At 66.1% G+C, this 14727-nt stretch carries 14 protein-coding genes and 3 pseudogenes; 11 read left to right on the forward strand and 6 right to left on the reverse strand.

The genetic code is table 11. From position 1 onward, the window contains the following. Positions 1 to 841: 841 nt before the first annotated feature. The 4 genes from AAG689_RS07465 to AAG689_RS07480 are packed head-to-tail and all read left to right on the forward strand — an operon-like array spanning position 842 to position 3103. Positions 842 to 2098: a tyrosine-type recombinase/integrase gene (locus AAG689_RS07465; RefSeq protein WP_406625412.1), complete on the forward strand. Its 1257-nt coding sequence runs from the start codon at positions 842 to 844 to the stop codon at positions 2096 to 2098. Positions 2099 to 2110: 12 nt separating this feature from the next. Next, positions 2111 to 2299 carry a hypothetical protein gene (locus AAG689_RS07470; protein WP_406625413.1) on the forward strand — a complete coding sequence of 63 codons (189 nt, stop codon included), beginning with the start codon at positions 2111 to 2113 and terminating at the stop codon, positions 2297 to 2299. Continuing rightward, positions 2299 to 2574, forward strand: coding sequence for a hypothetical protein (locus AAG689_RS07475; protein WP_406625414.1), 276 nt, complete (start codon positions 2299 to 2301; stop codon positions 2572 to 2574). Before AAG689_RS07470 ends, AAG689_RS07475 begins: the two co-directional genes overlap by 1 nt. Before the next feature lie 4 nt (positions 2575 to 2578). After that, on the forward strand, positions 2579 to 3103 hold the full coding sequence (locus tag AAG689_RS07480; RefSeq protein WP_406625415.1) for a helix-turn-helix transcriptional regulator: 525 nt from the start codon (positions 2579 to 2581) through the stop codon (positions 3101 to 3103). 28 nt (positions 3104 to 3131) lie between these two features. Here the strand turns inward: AAG689_RS07480 and AAG689_RS07485 are convergent, their stop codons facing one another. Further along, a complete protein-coding gene (locus AAG689_RS07485) occupies positions 3132 to 3431 on the reverse strand; it encodes a helix-turn-helix transcriptional regulator (RefSeq protein WP_406625416.1) in 300 nt (99 codons plus the stop codon). Positions 3432 to 3496: 65 nt separating this feature from the next. Beyond that, positions 3497 to 4620 (reverse strand): IS3 family transposase gene (locus tag AAG689_RS07490; RefSeq protein WP_406622737.1). Its coding sequence is split into 2 segments (ribosomal slippage): positions 3497 to 4365 and positions 4365 to 4620, totalling 1125 coding nucleotides; the frame shifts between segments, so codons are not numbered across the junction. Between the two features lie 186 nt (positions 4621 to 4806). Here AAG689_RS07490 and AAG689_RS07495 point away from each other — a divergent pair. The 7 genes and pseudogenes from AAG689_RS07495 (at position 4807) to AAG689_RS07525 (ending at position 10658) form a co-directional block, all read left to right on the forward strand. Further along, on the forward strand, positions 4807 to 5976 hold the full coding sequence (locus tag AAG689_RS07495; protein ID WP_406625417.1) for a hypothetical protein: 1170 nt from the start codon (positions 4807 to 4809) through the stop codon (positions 5974 to 5976). 344 nt (positions 5977 to 6320) lie between these two features. Further along, positions 6321 to 6401: pseudogene (locus AAG689_RS07500) on the forward strand (conjugal transfer protein TrbF); the annotation flags it as partial. Then, complete coding sequence (gene trbG, locus AAG689_RS07505; protein ID WP_406625418.1) at positions 6398 to 7387, forward strand: P-type conjugative transfer protein TrbG; 990 nt, start codon at positions 6398 to 6400, stop codon at positions 7385 to 7387. The pseudogene AAG689_RS07500 and the gene trbG, both read left to right, overlap by 4 nt. Positions 7388 to 7389: 2 nt before the next feature. After that, positions 7390 to 8652 carry a TrbI/VirB10 family protein gene (locus tag AAG689_RS07510; RefSeq protein ID WP_406625419.1) on the forward strand — a complete coding sequence of 421 codons (1263 nt, stop codon included), beginning with the start codon at positions 7390 to 7392 and terminating at the stop codon, positions 8650 to 8652. Then, a complete protein-coding gene (locus tag AAG689_RS07515) occupies positions 8649 to 8909 on the forward strand; it encodes a DUF2274 domain-containing protein (protein ID WP_406625420.1) in 261 nt (86 codons plus the stop codon). Before AAG689_RS07510 ends, AAG689_RS07515 begins: the two co-directional genes overlap by 4 nt. 94 nt (positions 8910 to 9003) lie before the next feature. Continuing rightward, positions 9004 to 9741: a type IV toxin-antitoxin system AbiEi family antitoxin domain-containing protein gene (locus tag AAG689_RS07520; protein WP_406625421.1), complete on the forward strand. Its 738-nt coding sequence runs from the start codon at positions 9004 to 9006 to the stop codon at positions 9739 to 9741. Beyond that, positions 9738 to 10658, forward strand: coding sequence for a nucleotidyl transferase AbiEii/AbiGii toxin family protein (locus AAG689_RS07525; RefSeq protein ID WP_406625422.1), 921 nt, complete (start codon positions 9738 to 9740; stop codon positions 10656 to 10658). The genes AAG689_RS07520 and AAG689_RS07525 overlap by 4 nt, the downstream gene beginning before the upstream one ends. Positions 10659 to 10904: 246 nt before the next feature. Here AAG689_RS07525 and AAG689_RS07530 read toward each other — a convergent pair. The 4 genes and pseudogenes from AAG689_RS07530 to AAG689_RS07545 form a co-directional block, all read right to left on the reverse strand. After that, a pseudogene (locus AAG689_RS07530) lies at positions 10905 to 11578 on the reverse strand (nitroreductase). Beyond that, a pseudogene (locus AAG689_RS07535) lies at positions 11575 to 12722 on the reverse strand (acetyl-CoA C-acyltransferase). Before AAG689_RS07535 ends, AAG689_RS07530 begins: the two co-directional pseudogenes overlap by 4 nt. Then, positions 12719 to 14131, reverse strand: a complete 1413-nt coding sequence (locus AAG689_RS07540) for an AMP-binding protein (RefSeq protein ID WP_406625423.1) — start codon at positions 14129 to 14131, stop codon at positions 12719 to 12721. The pseudogene AAG689_RS07535 and the gene AAG689_RS07540 overlap by 4 nt, the downstream one beginning before the upstream one ends. Positions 14132 to 14133: 2 nt before the next feature. Next, complete coding sequence (locus AAG689_RS07545; protein WP_406625424.1) at positions 14134 to 14718, reverse strand: biotin transporter BioY; 585 nt, start codon at positions 14716 to 14718, stop codon at positions 14134 to 14136. Positions 14719 to 14727 lie beyond the last annotated feature (9 nt).

Raw genomic sequence — 14727 nt, forward strand, 5'->3', positions numbered from 1 at the left:
CGGATGTTCCAAGCCTCTGATACCGTCAGGTCTACCGTGGCGGTGCAGGCAAGGTGCCGACGTCACACGGATACGGTCTATCTAGACGCCCGTGTGGTAGCTTGACAGTGGGCTTTGGTGGCACTGTATGGCACGACACGGGACTGGTTTGACGGTATCAGAGGCGGTGTTCGAGGGGCTTCAGCGCCTGCTACCGTGTAGAAGCGGTCGGTAGCCCCGGCGCCGATACCGTCAGCCCCTCTGAAAATGCCGTCGCCGATACCGTCAGGCAGGGGCCGAAAGTCGCTTCTGATACCGTCAACTCCCCGGCTCAAGAGGCTGCGAGGCCTGCTGGAGGGGCCCAACTGAGGGTGAGAGAAGGGGGATGAAGGGATGGCCAGGTCGATGGGACAACATGAGCCTTCATAGAGGCAGCGGGATGAACTTGCCAAGGCACGTCGATTTGTCGGTATCGCTGGCGGTATCAGAAGCCCCTCATCGGGCTGGAAGCCTTGCTACACAACGGTTTCCACGGGGCTATTGACAATCGAGTGGGAGTGAATTTACGTCCTTCGGGGACTATCGCCAGCTATCCGAAAAACCGTCGTAACGTATTGATTTAGAAGGGAATACGTCGCGGCAGCTATCGGTGGCTATTGCCGGCCAGCAAAAACGGTTGACGGTAGAGCTGACGGTAAGAACTGAGGCCGAATTAAGACACTCTCGTTCACTATTCAGACTTTTACCGTCTTTGACGGTAAAAGCCTTCTCGGGAAAGCTTATTTCATGCGGCTTTCCGGGCATCAGTGGGTCTCCTGGTCCTTGACGGTAAAAGCCGTCGCAAAACAGGAAAAATACCTCGATGCTGACCGACACAGCACTGCGCAATCTGAAGCCTAAGTCGTTGACTTATAAGGTTTCTGACCGGGACGGGATGTACGTGACGGTATCGCCCGCAAATACCGTCACCTTCCGCTACGACTACCGCCTCAACGGCCGCCGCGAGACCTTGACGATCGGCCGCTACGGGGCAAGCGGCATTTCGCTGGCGATGGCGCGTGAACTGCTTCTGGAGGCGCGCAAAGCCGTTCTTCAGGGCATATCGCCCGCGCTGGAGAAGCAACGCGACAAGCGCCGGGTTCGCGCCATCAAGACCTTCGGCGCGGCGATGGAGACGTACCTCGCCCATACGAGATGGGCCGACAGCACCCGCGCCGTGCGCAAGCACATCATCGACAGGGACATCCTGCCGGTTTTCCAGAATCGCCTGCTGACCGAAATCCAGGCCGAAGACCTTCGGATTCTGTGCAACAAGGTCAAGGAGCGCGGGGCGCCAGCCACAGCGGTGCAGATCCGGGACATCGTGAAGCAGGTCTACGTCTACGCCATCGCCCACGGTGAAAAGGTGGTCAACCCGGCCGACAGCGTGGGGCCGTCCTCGATCGCCACCTTCGTGCCGAAGGATCGTGCCCTGTCGCCGCTGGAAATCCGTTTGATGGTGCAGCAGTTGGAGTCCGTGGCGACCTATCCGACCATCAAGCTGGCGCTGCGCTTGATCCTGCTGACGCTGGTGCGCAAGAGCGAACTGATCCAGGCTACATGGGATGAGGTCGATTTCGAGCGCAAGACCTGGACGATTCCGAAGCAACGGATGAAGGGTCGCAATCCGCACGTGGTCTATCTGTCGTGCCAGGCGCTCGACATCTTCGTGACGCTGCACGCCTGCGCGGCTGGCTCAAAGTTCGTTTTCCCTTCTCGCTACGATGCAGAGCGGTGCATGTCCAATGCGACCTTGAATCGCATCACGATGCTCGTGGCAGAAGGCGCCAAGGCCAAAGGTCTGCCGCTACAGCCGTTCACCGTCCACGACCTGCGCCGCACTGGCTCGACGCTGCTGAACGAAATCGGCTTCAACCGCGACTGGATCGAGAAGTGCCTGGCGCACGAGGAGGGGCGTTCCTCGCGCTCGGTCTACAACAAGGCCGAATACGCCGAGCAGCGGCGCCACATGCTGCAAGAGTGGGCCAACTTGGTCGATGCCTGGGGCGGTGGACAGACCTATGGGCCGAAGCTGATGCCGGAGAACGTGGTCGTGCCGGCGCTGAGCGCGATCGCGTAGGAGGGCCGCATCATGGGTTGCCTTGAATCGGTCTTTGCAGGGTTGCGCCAGGTTTGTTTTTTCGAGGAAGCGATCACTTTGAGTGATCGAAAACGAGGGAATCTGAACTTCTCGCTGATCGGCGATATGTGGCCTGATCCTGTCTCGGCAAGGTTGTCACTTGACAACCTTGCCGGCCATCCTCATACTGGAGGTCACTGATGGCTCGTTCTCCTCATCCCAAGAAAGAGGTCGAGGAAGCTCTCAGGCACGCCGAAGGGCAGGGCTGGCGCGTCGAAGTCGGCGGCAGCCATGCCTGGGGGCGGATTTATTGCCCGTACAACGATGAGGAATGCCGCTGCGGCGAGTTCTGCATCACCAGCGTGTGGAGCACACCGAAGAACCCCGGCAACCATGCTCGCGCCTTGCGGCGCGTCGTGGACAACTGCACCACGCACCGCAAGCAGCACGAGGCTGACGATGGTGCCAAGGAGTAGCGCGATGGAATACACCTTCACCCTGAAATACCAGCTCGCCGACGACGACCGCGACACGGAGGCGCTGGTGGAGCGCCTGGGCGAAGCCGGGTGCGACGATGCCCTTGTCGGCATCGGGCAGCCGGGGCGCCTGGCGCTGGAGTTCACGCGCGAGGCGGTCGATGCGGATGAAGCGGTGCGCAGCGCGCTGGCCGACGTGCGCCGTGCCGCGCCTTCGGCCAAGCTGATCGAGGTGGCACCGGATCTGGTCGGGCTGACCGACGTGGCCGACATCGTGGGCGTGTCGCGGCAGAACATGCGCAAGCTGATGCTGGCCCATCCGGGGAGCTTTCCGGCGCCGGTGCATGAAGGCAGTGCGTCGATCTGGCATCTGGCGGACGTGCTGGCTTGGTTGCAGGCCAAGGGCAGCTATGCGCTGGCCAAGGACGTGCTGGAGGTGGCGCGGGTGGCTTTGCAGGTCAATGTGGCGAAGGAGGGGCGGCGCTTGCCGCGCACGGCGTCCAAGGAACTGCAAGCCCTGGTTGGCTGAAAGCTGCCGCTCGGCTTCATGCTTCGCTCTAACCCGCCCGAACAGGGCGGGTTTTTCGTAGGTGGACATCCGGCTTGGTGATGTGGCTGCGAGGTGCCTGTTTTCGTTCTTCGACCCATGCCTCCACTTCGGCCAAGTCCCACACCACGCAGCGCGGCGTCAGGTTGAAGCGGCGCGGAAACTCGCCGCGGCGCTCCATTTCGTAGATCGTCGTTTCGGCGAGGGGAACGATCAGCCGCAGTTCATGGCGGCGGATGGTGCGCCGGAAGGGAAGGGGGCTGCGCTTCGGGAACTGCGGCAGTGCTTCGTAGGCTTCCGTGCCCGGCAAGGGAAGCGTGACCTGCCCCCGTTAGACGTGCCAGTCCCGAGTTAGCGAGTCCAAGGTTGTGGAGACTACTTGATCTCCGGTGATTGCCTTGCATCGCCAGCGCGCTGGCGATGCAAGGCAGCAAAGCTGGCCGGCGAGATGCGCCCCAGTGAACTGTGGGGCCGCACCTCGTTGTAGTCACGCCGCCATCGGGCCACCTCCTGGCGAGCCTGCACCAGCGTCTCGAACCATTGCTCGTTCAAGCACTCATCCCTGAATTTGCCGTTGAAGCTCTCGATGTAGGCGTTCTGGGTCGGACAGCCTGCATCGTTGAGCAGGTGCCGCACGCCTCGTGCCGCTGCCCACGCAATGAAAGCCCGGCTGGTGAACTCCGGCCCCTGATCGGTGCGGATGGCCAGTGGATAGCCTCGGAACTGCGCGGCCTGGTCCAGCAAGCGCACGACGTACTCGCCGCCCATGCCGTGATCCACCGCGATGTCCACGCACTCGCGGCTGAAGTCATCGACCACCGTCAGGCACTTGATGCGCCGGCCATTGGTCAGTGCGTCCATCACGAAGTCCGTGCTCCAGGTGTCATTGACATGGCGGCTGCTCACCAAGGGCTGACGCTCGCCCGTGGGACGCTTGACCTTGCGGCGCTTGCGCACCGACAGGTTGGCCAGCTTGTACAGGCGCCACACGCGCTTGTGGTTCACCTGATGGCCTTCCAGGGCCAACAGGTCATGGATGCGCCGGTAGCCGAAGCGCCGGCGCTCATGCGCCAACTCGACGATGCGCGTGCTCAGGCTGGCTGTGGACTCGTTCATGCTGGGCGGCTCCCGGTAGCTGGTTCTGGACAACCCCGCATAGCGACAGGCGCGGCGCTCGCTGATGGACAGTTCTTGAACCATCCTGGCAGCGGCCTCGCGCCTGGCCTGCGGGGTCAGCGCTTTACCCCGAAGCCCACCTTCAGCGCTTCGATGTGTAGATGGGCCTCGGCCAGCAGTTTCTTGAGCTTGGCGTTCTCGCCCTCGATCTCGCGCAGCCGCGTGGCCTCGCTGGCCTGCATGCCACCGAACTTGGCACGCCACTTGTAGAAGGTCGCATCGCTGAAGCCGCCCAGGCGGCACAGTTCCTTGACCGGCATGCCGCCCTCGGCCTGCTTGAGAAATCCGATGATCTGCTCGTCGGTGAATCTGCTCTTCTTCATGTCCGTTCTTCCTCTGAAAACGGACTCTACTAACCTTCAACTGGTACGCCCTATGGGGAGCAGGTCACCGCAGGCGAACTGCTTCGTGTCCTTGCCGAGGATCCGAACGTCGATGCGCAGCGTGTTCGTGCCCTTGTCTGGAAATGGCATAGCGAAGGTTTTGTCACCGAGGGGTGGCGAAAGGACGTGGCTTGGGCTCTTCAGGATCTGGCGAAACGTGATGAAGGTTTGATTGACGAGGATGTCGCGTTACTGGAGTCGTGGATCGTCAACGACTCACTGCGCACCAATGAGCGGATTGCGGCAAGACTCAACTTGGAACAGCGCAATCGTGAAATGAATAGCAATCGCAAAGCCGAGACGAATGCTATTGTGTTCCGCCGAATTCCAGGAGGCATGCGCATCCTTCCGCAAGACAACTTCACTTTGCTGGCGGCGATCGCTGCTGGTTTGCTGGGGCGCGCGGAGCCAGACTGGGATGGGTGGTTGTCGGCCTTGGAACGGCATGTCGATCGTGCCGAAGATCCGGCTATCTGGACCGCCTTGTTGATGTTCCGTGGTGCACCATTGTTTTGGGCGGATCGCCCACGTGCGACGCGACTCGTGAAATCGATCTGGGATAGATTTCCAGACGCATTCTCGGACAAGTATCTCTCGGACTTCCTTTGGCACAACCGTGATCTGGTTACCGGCGAGATGATGAAGGTGATACGAGATCGTTGGCTAGTTAGCGACGATGCTGGGAACCGGCAAGCTGCCGGCGAATTGCTGATGGCGACAGTGCTCCTTAACCCTGAAGACGAGATTGCATCAGTGCAGTTGGAGCAGATCTTGGTAGGGTCGGGCACGGCAGAGCGTCTAGGCGCTCTGTTCACAGCGTCAGCCGCCTGGCGCGAGGCTTCTTTGCGTCCAGGGGCACACCATGTGTTGATGCGGTTTGCGCAACAGGCCGTTGGGCATGAGGCGTCGGCAATCGCCGGCGCTGTGTCTCATTGGGAACCATCGGTGGCGGACGCATTTACCAAAGAGTTTTTGGACGCCGTTGCAAGCAATCCTGCGGTGCTGCGTGTTTGTCTCAATAGGAACTTCACGCGCGATCTGCAGGAGTTGCTTCTCAGCCCAGGCTTCGAGGAATTGGTCCTTGAGCTAGCGGAACGCTGCACGGAACTCATGTTCGTGCAAGGCGAGTCGCGCGTGCGGATGCCATACGGCGAGAGCTTTGTATCCATCGCCATCGCACTCCAAAGATCCACGGATCCGCTTCGTAGCCGAGCAATGGATCTGTACGAGCGGTTGTTGGATGGAACTGCGTATGGGGCCGAAGAGGCGGCTGCAGCTTCGCTCTCGCGTTCTTAGCACAGACCTTGCCCTGAAATTTACCGACGCTAGATGGCGGTAGCCCAGCCCCAGTTGAGCGTCTGCTAACCGGCCGATAAAGCACGTTCGTTTGGCCTTCTCGGTCGTCAGCAACCGCTGCATAAGCGACCTTTAAGCTGATTCGACCAATGTCCCCCTTCGGGCCCAAAGCTGGGGTCGTGTGCAGCGACAAGAATGAGATCCTAGAAATGATGCCATGCGTCGACCGATCGCTGAGTCCGTTCTATGTCCACTGGCTGTCTTCGGCACTCGCCGGAACCAGGAGACATCAGGACATAGTTCGGCACCGGACATAGTTCCGCCTATGTCCAGCTCAACATAAGCGGAAGAACCCTCTCGGCATTTACGTCAACGGCCTGTCGTGGAGCCGCGAACTGGATTCTTCCGAAGGAGCAAAACCATGAACCTGTCTTTCCGCTTTTACGCTTTGCCGTTGATGCTCGCTGCCCTTGCGGGCTGCGCCACGCAGGGCAAACCGCCGCCCGTGATCTCGCTCGATGAGCCGGTGCAGGCCCAGCCGCTGCCCGAGCCGCCGGCGCCGATAGAGGTGGTGGCCGTGCCCGAGGTGCTACCGATGCCGGCGCAGTTGAAGCCGCTGCCCGAAGCCGAGGACGCCAAGCCCACGCCGGAGCCGGCCGACGAGAAGGTGCGCGTCGCGCGGGCCAATGCCGAGGCCCGCGTCGCGCCCACGCGCGAGGGCTACGTCAACGCGATTCAGGTGTGGCCCTTCACGGATGGGGCGCTGTATCAGGTCTATGCGGCCGTGGGCCGCGTGACCGTGGTTTCGCTCCAGCCGGGCGAGGAACTGGTGACGGTGGCCGCCGGCGATACCGTGCGCTGGATCGTGGGCGACACGTCCAGCGGCAGCGGTGACGAACTGCGCGTGAACGTGCTGGTCAAGCCGATTCGCTCGGGCCTCAAGACCAATCTCGTCATCACCACCAGCCGCCGCACCTATCTGCTGGAACTGTCCTCTACGGAAAAGACGTGGATGGCATCCGTGTCGTGGGAATACCCGCGCGACCGGATGCTGGCCTTGCAGCGCCAGGCGCAGGCGGCCAGCGCCGCCGCACCCGTGGACTCTGGCTTGTCGCTGGAGAACCTGCGCTTCCGCTACGCGATCAGCGGCAGCAATCCGCCCTGGAAGCCGCTGCGCGCTTTCGATGACGGCGAGAAGGTCTATATCCAGTTCCCGCCGGGCATCGCCCAGGGCGAACTGCCGCCGCTGTTCGTCATCGGCGCGCAAGGTGACGGGCAACTGGTGAACTACCGTTTCCGCTCGCCGTACTACATCGTGGATCGCCTGTTCGGCGCGGCCGAACTGCGCCTGGGCGGGGACAAGGGCGACGTGGTGCGGATCGAGCGCACGGACGGAACGCGGAGGAACTGAGCATGAGCCAGGACGATTCCCCTGACCTTGCGCCGCAGGCGGGCAAGGTCGCGCCCGAGGCGGTGGCGCTGCGCGCCCAGCCGCGCCCGGTCACGCGCCTGAACCGGCGCACGCTGGCCATCCTCGTCGGCGGCCTGTCGGTCGCCGTGCTCGGGGCCACGATCTGGTCATTGCAGCCGCGCCGGCGCGGCGTGGGCGAGCAGACCGAACTGTACAACGTCGATCGCGTATCGAAGTCCGAGGGACTGGATGGCCTGCCTTCCGACTACTCGAAGCTGCGGAAGGTGCCCGAGTTGGGGCCGCCGCTGCCGGGCGACCTCGGCCCGGCCATCGTGAACTCGCAGCAGCCAGTCGTAGCCGCTTACGCGGCCCCCGGCCACGATCCGAATGACGCCTTGCGCAAGGAAGCGGAGGCCGCTGCGGCTTCGTCGGTGTTCTTCCGCTCCGGCGGCCAGGGCCAAGGCCAGGCCGCAAGGGTGGCGCAGGCGGCGCCGGGTGCTGCAAGCGCGCTCGCAGCCTTCGACCCGCTCGCCGCCGGGCCGGCCTCGACGGCGGCCCAGCCCGCCGACCCGACCGCCACGCAGAACCGGCAAGACCAGAAAGAGGCATTCCTGAAAGCCGGCTCTACGGAAACCAGCAATTCCGGCAACCTGGCGCTGCCGGCGTCGCCGTATCAGGTGATGGCCGGTACGGTGATCGCCGGGGCGCTGGTCACAGGCATCAAGTCCGATCTTCCGGGCGATGTGATCGCCACCGTCACGGAGCCCGTCTATGACACGGCCACGGGCAAGTTCCTGCTGATCCCGCAGGGATCGCGCATCCTCGGGCGCTACAACAGCCAGGTCAGCTATGGGCAGAGCCGCGTGCAGGTGGTGTGGAACCGGATCATCCTGCCCGACACGTCCTCGCTGACGCTGGACAACCTTGTGGGCACCGATCCGGCGGGCTACGCCGGACTGGAGGATGACGTGGACTGGCACTGGAAGCGCATCTTTACCGGTGCGGTGCTGACGACGCTGCTGGGCGTCGGCGCCGAACTGGCCGCGCCGGAGAACCGCCAGGACGGCAACCGCATCGTCATCGCCGCGCGTGACAGCGCCCAGGACAGCATCAATCAGGTCGGCCAGGAGATCACCCGGCGCAACATGAACATCCAGCCCACGTTGACGGCACGGCCAGGCTTGCCGGTTCGGGTGATCGTGGCGCGCGACCTCGTGTTGCGTCCTTACCAACCCATGTTCTATCAGCTTGGAGGTGCGCGATGAGTACCGCCCGAAAACTCCGCCTCGGCCCGTTGCCGTCCAGCGGTAGCACGAAGCTGACTTTCACCTGCCCGGCCAGCCTGAAAGCCGACCTGGACGCCTACGCCGCACTGCACGCGCAGACGTATGGCGAGGCCGTCGATGCAACGACGTTGATCCCGCACATGCTGGAGGCGTTCATTGCTGGGGATCGAGGATTCCGGCGGGGCAGGGGAGACGACACCCGATCGTCTTCCCGCACGGCTGCGCCGAAGGGATGAGATTTTGAATATGTTGCCGTTGTCGTATCCAAACTACGACTGGGTTCGCCATATCAAATTGACTTCCGCTTGGGAAAGTTGTAAAAGTCGTAGTATGACTACGACTAACTCAAGCAAGCTAAACGCGCTCTACACCCGGCTGGCACCGGGAGCGCCGCTGACCTCGGAGGACTTGGCGGCGTTGGGCATCTCTGCCGACCTGGCCGTTCACTACGTCCGGGCAGGGTGGCTGACGCGCTTGGCGCGGGGGGTTTTCTGCCGCCCGAACGATTCCCCGGCGCTCCATCCCAGCCTGCTGCTGTTGCAGCGCCAATTCGAGGGGCTGCACGTCGGCGGCAAGTCGGCGCTGGACTGGTATGGCGTGCGGCAGTACGTGTCGCAGCAGCCAGTGCTGCACCTGTATGGCTGGAAGGCTGCGCGCTTGCCGGACTGGTTCACCGAACGCTTCCCGGCCGAGTACCACCGCAAGCGGCTGTTCGACGAGCAGCCGGATGCCTTGCTGCACGTCGGCCCGTTCGAGCAGCGCAGCGGGGCGCCGCAGGTGTCGGCGCCAGAGCGCGCCTTGCTGGAACTGTTGAGCGAAGTCGGCGTGCGCCAGCCGTTACAGGAAGCCCGTGAACTGGTGGAGAGCGCCTATAGCCTGCGCGCTGACGTGCTGCGCGAGCTGTTGCAGCACTGCACGAACGTCAAGACCGTTCGGCTATGCCTGCAACTCGGCCGCGAGGCGTCACTGCCTTGGGCAGCCAAGCTCGATCCGGCCACGCTTCCGACGGGTAGCGACCGGCCCTGGGTGTCCCGGTCGTCCGACGGCCTGCTGGTGCTCAAGCCATGAACCAGACCTATCTTGATACCGCGCGCCTGCTGACGCAGGTGGCGCCGCTGGTGTTCGTGGACGACACGTTCGCGTTGAAGGGCGGCACGGCGATCAATCTGTTCGTGCGCGACATGCCGCGTCTGTCGGTCGATCTCGATCTGGTTTTTCCCGATCACACGCTGCCGCGCGACGAGGCGTTGGCGCGCATCAACGAGGCCGTTCGGCAGGCCGCCGAGCGGTTGAAGAAGCGGGGATTCCAAACACACGCACCAGCGGCAGCAGCAGGAGAGACGAAGTTGCTGGTGCGGCGCGGCTCGATTCAGGTCAAGGTCGAAGTCAACTTCGTCATGCGCGGCACGGTTCAGCCGGTGCGCCGCGCTTCGCTGACGCCGGTTGCCCGCGACGTGTTGATGGCCGATCTGGAGATTCCGGTGGTGTCGCTGGAGGACGTGTACGGCGGGAAGCTGGTGGCGGCACTGGATCGGCAACACCCGCGCGACCTGTTCGACGTGATGCAGCTCTTTGCGCATGAGGGCATCACGCCTGGCATCCGGCGTGCCTTCGTGGTCTATCTGTCCAGCAGCAATCGGCCGATCCATGAAGTGCTGTTCACGCCGCTGCGAGACATCCGGCACGACTACGAGCACAACTTCCAAGGCATGACGGCCGAGCCCGTGCCGCTCGATGCGCTGCTGGCTGCCCGCGAGCGCATGGTGCGCGAAGTCCAGCAGGGCTTGAACGACGACGAGCGGCGCTTCTTGCTGTCGCTGGCCGCCGGCATGCCGGAGTGGTCGCTGCTGGGCATTGCGCACCTCGAACATCTGCCGGGCATCCGCTGGAAGCTGCGCAATCTGGCGCAGTTGCAGAAGGCCGATGCGAGGAAGTTTGCCGAGCAGGCAGACCTGCTCGCCAAGCAGCTATCTGCGCTATCCTAGAAGGCGATTGATGATGGTGCTGCCAGCGTCGTCACCCCGCCAATCGCCCCATCTCCCGCGCCAGCAAAAGGTGTCCGATGCAGACGGTAAAGGCGACGGTAAGGCACTATTTCGATCACCGCAAATCCCTTTAACCACGCGGACTTACGTGGCTCATTGATGATCGAGTGGGAATGATCGGGCCGCAGTGAGCCAAGCCTGCGCTCCAGCGGCAGCCGGTGCGCAGGCGCGAAAAGGCCTGGAAGCTCAACGCAGCACGGCGAAGTACCGCTCCAGCGGCTCGCGCGCCGTGCGGGTGCGGTTCACTGGCGCCTGCGTGTCTTCCCAACCCAGCGCCATTCCGCACACCACCACCTCTGACTCCGCGAGCCCCAGTGCGCTTCGTACCACCGCGGGATAGCTCGCCAACGCCCCGATCGCGCAGCCGGCCAGCCCGTGTCCCTGCGCCGCCAGCATCAGCGCGTGCAGGCACATGCCGAGGTCCATGAAACCGCCCGCGCCGAAGTCCCGGTCGATGGTCACGACCAATGCGACGGGCGCGTCGAAGAAGCGGAAGTTGCGCTCGAACTGCGCGGCACGTCCCGCCTCGTCGCCCCGCGCCACGCCGATGGCGCCGTACAGCGCCTGGGCGGCGGCCACCTGCCGCTTGCGCAGCGCGAGCGGCATGGGCCGGGGAAGTAGCCGTAGTCCTCCTGCTCGGGCACGCCATCGCGCCGTGCCTGGGCCAGCGCGCTGCACAGCCGCTCGCGTGCGGCGCCTTCCACGGCCCAGAAGCGGCCGGGTTGCAGGTTGGCGCCGCTGGGTGCGCGGCGCGCCACGGCCAGCAGATGTTCGAGAAGTTCCGCCGGCACGGCGCGTGGCAGGAAGGCGCGCACCGAGTGGCGTTCGCGCGCCAGCAGGTCGTGGGCCGAGGGGGTCATGCACCCTCCCTGGGCATGGACACCCATGCGGCCGTGCCTAGCCCGCCCGCGCCCGCGATGCAGGCCATGCCGCGCGGCGCTGCGCTGGGTGTGGCCTGCAACTGCGCCAGTACGCGCACCAGCGCGATCGCGCCCGAGGCGCCGATGGGGTGGCCGCGCGCGAGTCCGCCGCCCTGGCGGTTGACGGTGCCGGGCGGCAGGCCGAGTTCGTCGCAGAAAGCGATGCCCTGCGCGGCGAAGGCGTCGTGCAGTTCCAGTGCGTCGAGCCGCGCCAGCGGCCAGCCGCTGCGCGCCTGCGCGGCGCGGGCCGCGGCGGCGGCGCAGAGCATGGGGACTTCGGGCGCGCCGCCCACGCTGGCGGCGCCGTGCCACAGCGCGCGCGCTCGCAGGCCCAGGCGTGCACAGGCTTCGTGCGTGGCCAGCAGCAGCAGGGCCGCGCCGTCGGCTCTGGGCGAAACGGCGGCGGTACCGACGGCGCAGGCCCCCCGCCCGCCACGGCGGGCATGCGCGCGGCGCTGAGGCGCTCGCGCGGGTAGGTGTCATGCGCCAGCCCGTTCAGGGGCACGATCTCGCCGGCCATCGCGCCGCGCGCGGCAGCGGCGCGTGCGTGGCTTGCGGCGGCCCAGGCGTCTTGGGCAGCGCGGGTGACGCCGTGGCGCTGTGCCCAGGCAGCCGCGGCTTGCAGCATGCCGGGGTCGCGTTCGGGCCAGGGGGCGAAGGGCGGGCTGTCATAGGGCACCGGCGCGGCGCCGTGCTCCAGCGGGCGGTGGTGGCGCAGCGGAGCGCGGCTCCAGGCCTCGGCGCCGCCGGCCACCACCACTTGCGCCTGCCCGAGCGCGAGCAGCCCGCAGGCGTGGGTGATGGCGTCCAGCCCTGCGCAGCATTGCGTGTCCACGGTGGCGGCGGGCGTGCGCTCGGGCAGCCCCGCGGCCAGCGCGAGCATGCGCGCGGGGTTGCCGCCCGCGCCCAGGGCGTTGCCGAGTACCACGGCATCGACCCTGTCGGCGGGCAGGCCGCTGTCGGCGAGCAGGCGTGCGAGGAGCGGCGCGGCGAGGTCGTGCGGCTGGCAGCGCGAGAGCGCGCCGCCCACGGGCGCCACCGGCGTGCGCGCCCAGGCGAGGATGGGAAAGGGCGCCTGGCTCATGGCAGGCGTGCGAGGGATGCGTGGCCGCCCGATGCCAGCGCGCGTGCGATGGCCGCGTGGTCGGTCTTGCCGCTCGCGGTCTGCGGCCATGGGCCCCGCCACAGCCACCAGTGGCGCGGCGTCTTGAAGGGTTCGAGCTGCTCGCGGCACCACGCGGCCAGCAGCGGTGCCGGGGGCGGCTCGCCCTGGCATTGCAGCACCGCGTGCACGGCCATGCCGCGCAGTGCGTCGGGCAGTCCGTGCAGGCTGGCCTGGACCACGGCCGGGTGGGCCGCGAGGCAGGTTTCGATTTCCTCGGGGAACAGGTTCTTGCCCTGCGTGACCACCATGCGGCTTTCGCGCCCGCACAGGTGCAGCAGGCCGGATGCGTCGAGGAAGCCCACGTCGCGCACCGAGAGCCAGTCGCCTTCGCGCAGCGCGGCCGTGCCGTCTGCCAGGTTCACGTAGCCGGTGAACAGCATGGGGCTGCGCACCCAGATCAGCCCGGTTTCGCCACGGGGGAGCGGGGCAGTGCCGGGATGGGGTCCGATGTGCAGGGCCACGTTGCTGAAGGGGCGCCCCACGGCCTGCGCGGGGGCCTGCGCGTCGGCGTCCATCCAGGCGATGTAGCTGGCTTCGGAGGCGCCGTAGAACTGCACGATGCGCGCGCGCGGAAAGAGCCGCCGCAGCTCAGGCGTGCGCTCGCGCATCCAGCGCGCGCCGCTGATCAGCACCAGCCGCACGCCCTCGATGGGCGCGAGCCGCCTGCGCTGCGCCCATTGCAGCATCAGCACGAGCTGGCTGGGCACGGCCACGAGCAGCGGCGTGCCGCCCGCGGCCAGCGTGGCGAGCGCGCGCGGCGCGGAAAAGCGCTCCTGGACCTCGGCGCCCGCGCCGCTCCACAGGCCCAGCAGTGCGCCGAAGAGGAACAGCGAGTGCGACATGCGCCCGGGCGCCAGCACGCGCGTGGCGGCGTCGGGGCCGAAGTCGCGCAGCGTCACGGCGAAGCTCTCGGCCCAGGAGCGGTGGTGGCGCTCGAAGCCCTTGGGCAGGCCCGTGCTGCCCGAGGTGAAGCCGACGTAGAACGGCGTTTCGGGTGTGGGCGGCGCACCCGTGTGCGCCCGTGCGGGCAGTTTCGCGGCGATGGCCTGGGCCACGGCGGCGGGCCAGTCGGCATCGCCCATGGCGGCGCAGCGGCCGCTGGCGATCACGGCGAGGAAGTCCACCGCGCGCTCCAGCGTGCCGCCTTCGCCTTCGAGCAGCACCGTGGCCGGAGCGCTCCGCGCATCCAGGCGCGCGGCGCGCTCCTGCACCAGCGCGTGCAGCGCGGCGAAGGTGAGGTGCCGCTCGCCATTGGCCAGCGCCACGGCTGCGGGGCGCTCGTGCGCCCAGCGGGCCAGCGGGGTATGCACGAGGCGTTCGTCCGCCATGCTCAACGCGCGCGGTTGCCGAAGGGCCAGTCCGGCAATGCCTTGGCCACCGTGTGCACCACGAGCGCGCACAACATGCACTTGACGAGGTCGCCCGGCACGAAGGCCAGGTCCACCATGAAGGCCTGCGCCAGCGGCATCTGCGCCACCAGCACCAGCCCGGCGATGCCCATGGCATGCAGGCACACCAGCCCGCCGAGCACCGACGCCACGAAGGCCGACAGCGCCGTGCGCAGCGGCGTGGCGTGCGGCAGCAGGCCCATCACGGCGCCTGTCACGCCCGCGGCCACGCCGTAGCCCAGCAGGTAGCCCGCCGAGGGCGCCATGAACACGCCCAGTCCGCCGCGCCCGCCCGCGAGCAGTGGCAACCCCGCCGCCACCGCGACGAGAAACAGGGCCATGGACTGAAAGCCCTGCCGCGCGCCCAGCAGGCAGCCCGCAAGCATCACGCCGAGCGACTGGATGGTGATGGGCACGCCCAGCGGCAGGTCGATCTTGGGGATCAGCCCCATGACGGCCATCAGGGCGGCGAACAGCGCGACCAGCGCCATGGAGTGCGAGTGCGTGCGGGTGGCGGCAGCAGGCATGTGTGAAGC

It is taken from the genome of Acidovorax sp. SDU_ACID1 (genome assembly GCF_045291395.1).
GTDB lineage: Bacteria > Pseudomonadota > Gammaproteobacteria > Burkholderiales > Burkholderiaceae_C > MR-S7.